Here is a 2,604-nt window from a genome sequence, read left to right as displayed (position 1 = left end):
TTGTAATCGATATACTTAATACCATTCTTTTTGAAACGGCAGTATTTTTTACGGTTATCCTCCACTTTTGGAGCGGTAACGTATTTAATTTGGTCGTTTGCCATTAGTTGTTTTCCTCCACTTTAGCTACAGGCTTTTTGTTAAAAGCACCGCTGCGTTTTTTGTCGTTGTAAGCAATGGCGTGTTTATCCAAAGCAATAGTAAGGAAGCGTAACACACGCTCGTCGCGCCTTAATTCAACTTCCAGTTTATTAATTAAATCACCCGGAGCCTTGAATTCAGTTAAGTGATAGTACCCTGTAGTTTTCTTCTGGATAGGGTACGCTAATTTTCTCAAACCCCAATTATCCTCCTGGACAATTTCGGCTCCGTTATCAGTTAATGTTTTGCTGTATTTGGCAATCGCCTCTTTAGCAGTTTCATCTGATAACAACGGGGTTAGAACGATCACGATTTCGTACTGTTGCATTATTATTTTGATTTTTAATTATTTATCCCTGTATATCGGGGCTGCAAATGTAGGCAGAATTATTTTATAATCAAAGCGGGAATAGTTGTATTTTAACAACCTGAAACACGCACATAATCAAATGAAAAAACTTTTACTTCTGTTATCTCTTACAGCTACTGTTACACTTGGTAAGGCACAAACCACCGCAGGGCCGGCCGAAACTAAACTTACCAACGCCCTTTGCGATTGTATTACTAAGCTTGATAAATCAAAACTAAATAGTGCTAAGGAGGCAAAACAAGCCTTTATGGATTGCTTTACTAATCAAGCGGATCTTTTTCCGGATGTTGCCGCCGAAAGACATGTGGAGTTTACTGATCATGAGGCCATGAATAAAATTGGTACCGATATTGGCGTTAACCTAATGAAACAAAAGTGTGATGGCTTTATACAACTGGCCATTAAAATGGCCCAAAAAGGCGGTGCCAATAGTGATGAAAGCGAGGAGGTTGAAACCAAAACATCTACAGGAGTGTTTAAACGTGTTGATAATAAAGGATTTAATTATATTGTTATCAGCAGCGAAGGGAGCGAAAAGTCTTATTTATGGTTAAAACAGTTTGCCGGGTCAGAAGCTTTTATGGAGGGAACAACAAGGCTTGCCGGCAAAAAACTTAAAATAACCTGGCAGGAAATAGAAGTTTATCTGCCTGCGGCCAAAGGCTACTATAAGGTGAAGGAAATTATTGGGGTTGATGCTTTATAATATAATAGTAGCATTTATATTAATGTATGTTAAAAAAAATAATGCTGAAGAGTAATGCTTGCGTCTTAATATCTATGCTTTGTCTCCTATTTTTGGGTTGCCATAAAAAAGACGGGCTTATGAATTACGACCTGAAAAAATTGGGAGCAGTAATTGAAATACCGGATTCGTATAAACCGGTTACTGAAAAAGATATAGAGCGAATTATAAATAAGAAGAATGATTTGGCATTTAAAAACGAATTATTGAGGATTTTGCATTTAAACACTAAATGCGAATATTTGGTTGATACCCTGAACCCGTATAAGTTTATTATGACTTCGGAAATAACCCCATATTTTAAAATAGATAGTAATGCTTATTATTTCATAATAGACCACGAGCGGTCAATATCAAGTTCGAGCCCTAAAGTAGAAGATTCAGTTTATTATGTCGGTTCTAAGATGGGGAGTGTCGCAGGCTTTAAATTTATTGAATCTAAATATTTAAGAAAACTAAATGCCTATAAGCGAATTAACTACAGCTATATGATATCTTCTGGTAAAAAAACAATTGGTTTTGCCTTTTATGGCCCCCAAGAACAAGATGTTAGGCGGTTCATAAACACGATCAAGAAAAAATAAAAGCTGTTGAGTGCTGAGGAGATTACCGAGGTTGATGTTTTATAAAACATAAGCAGCTTCCAAACTGTCTTTATAAAAAACAACGATTATGCAGTTTGCCAAGCAACACCCCGACCCGGATAACGCAGAAGATTTTGCGGATGATTTAAACCTTACCCCACCGGCCGAAGAAGCGCCTGTTGAAGGCGACTGGAACGACGACGAAGATGAGGATTTTGATGACCAGATGGAGTTTGAAGAGGATATGCGCGAGATCCGTACCGGCGATGATGTTGGTGAACCCGACCCTGAGGATGACGACCACATGCCAAATGGCGACCAGAAGTAGGGGCGTCCATCCAAGTTATTCACAATCCATTTTTGAGGTTTTGGGGTAAAGCATTTTCTTGCTAACTTAGTGCCTGTGGATAATTTCATTGTTTCGGCACGCAAATACCGCCCGGCTACATTCGAAACCGTTGTAGGCCAGCAGCATATAACTAATACGTTAAAAAACGCTATTAAGAATAATCAGCTGGCGCAGGCATTTTTATTCTGCGGGCCAAGAGGAGTGGGTAAAACCACCTGCGCGCGTATCCTTGCAAAAACCATAAACTGTACCAATTTACAGCCCAATGGCGAGGCCTGCGGCGAGTGCGACTCTTGCCGTGCTTTCCAGAATGGCAATTCATTTAATGTACACGAACTGGATGCGGCATCAAACAACTCGGTTGATGACATTCGCAGCCTTATAGACCAGGTACGTATACCGCCACAAGCCGCAC

General features: G+C 39.6%; 5 protein-coding genes and 1 pseudogene. 4 read left to right on the top strand and 2 right to left on the bottom strand.

The window, feature by feature from the left end; all coding sequences use genetic code 11:
- Both WC615_RS23300 and rpsF read right to left on the bottom strand, forming a co-directional pair.
- Window positions 1-104, bottom strand: a pseudogene (locus WC615_RS23300) (30S ribosomal protein S18); the annotation flags it as partial.
- On the bottom strand, window positions 104-469 hold the full coding sequence (rpsF, locus tag WC615_RS23295) for a 30S ribosomal protein S6 (protein ID WP_372980417.1): 366 nt from the start codon (window positions 467-469) through the stop codon (window positions 104-106). The pseudogene WC615_RS23300 and the gene rpsF, both read right to left, overlap by 1 nt.
- Before the next feature lie 121 nt (window positions 470-590).
- On the opposite strand from rpsF, the gene WC615_RS23290 reads away from it, so the two are divergent.
- The 4 genes from WC615_RS23290 to WC615_RS23275 form a co-directional block, all read left to right on the top strand.
- On the top strand, window positions 591-1,217 hold the full coding sequence (locus WC615_RS23290; RefSeq protein WP_372980416.1) for a hypothetical protein: 627 nt from the start codon (window positions 591-593) through the stop codon (window positions 1,215-1,217).
- Between the two features lie 119 nt (window positions 1,218-1,336).
- Window positions 1,337-1,840, top strand: a complete 504-nt coding sequence (locus WC615_RS23285) for a hypothetical protein (RefSeq protein WP_372980415.1) — start codon at window positions 1,337-1,339, stop codon at window positions 1,838-1,840.
- Window positions 1,841-1,928: 88 nt separating this feature from the next.
- Window positions 1,929-2,168 carry a hypothetical protein gene (locus WC615_RS23280; RefSeq protein ID WP_372980414.1) on the top strand — a complete coding sequence of 80 codons (240 nt, stop codon included), beginning with the start codon at window positions 1,929-1,931 and terminating at the stop codon, window positions 2,166-2,168.
- Between the two features lie 75 nt (window positions 2,169-2,243).
- A partial coding sequence (locus WC615_RS23275) for an AAA family ATPase (protein ID WP_372980413.1) occupies window positions 2,244-2,604 on the top strand: 361 nt, incomplete at its 3' end.

It is taken from the genome of Mucilaginibacter sp., from assembly GCF_041663085.1.
Classification (GTDB): domain Bacteria; phylum Bacteroidota; class Bacteroidia; order Sphingobacteriales; family Sphingobacteriaceae; genus Mucilaginibacter.
The sequence above is the reverse complement of the archived record's forward strand: the minus strand, read 5'-3'. Positions and strand labels throughout refer to the sequence as shown.

Excerpts from the sequence above, each read along its gene's own strand:
- WC615_RS23290 (WP_372980416.1), top strand. The coding sequence starts at position 591 with ATGAAAAAACTTTTACTTCTGTTATCTCTTACAGCTACTGTTACACTT.
- WC615_RS23280 (WP_372980414.1), top strand. The coding sequence starts at position 1,929 with ATGCAGTTTGCCAAGCAACACCCCGACCCGGATAACGCAGAAGATTTT.
- rpsF (WP_372980417.1), bottom strand. The coding sequence starts at position 469 with ATGCAACAGTACGAAATCGTGATCGTTCTAACCCCGTTGTTATCAGAT.
- WC615_RS23285 (WP_372980415.1), top strand. The coding sequence starts at position 1,337 with ATGAATTACGACCTGAAAAAATTGGGAGCAGTAATTGAAATACCGGAT.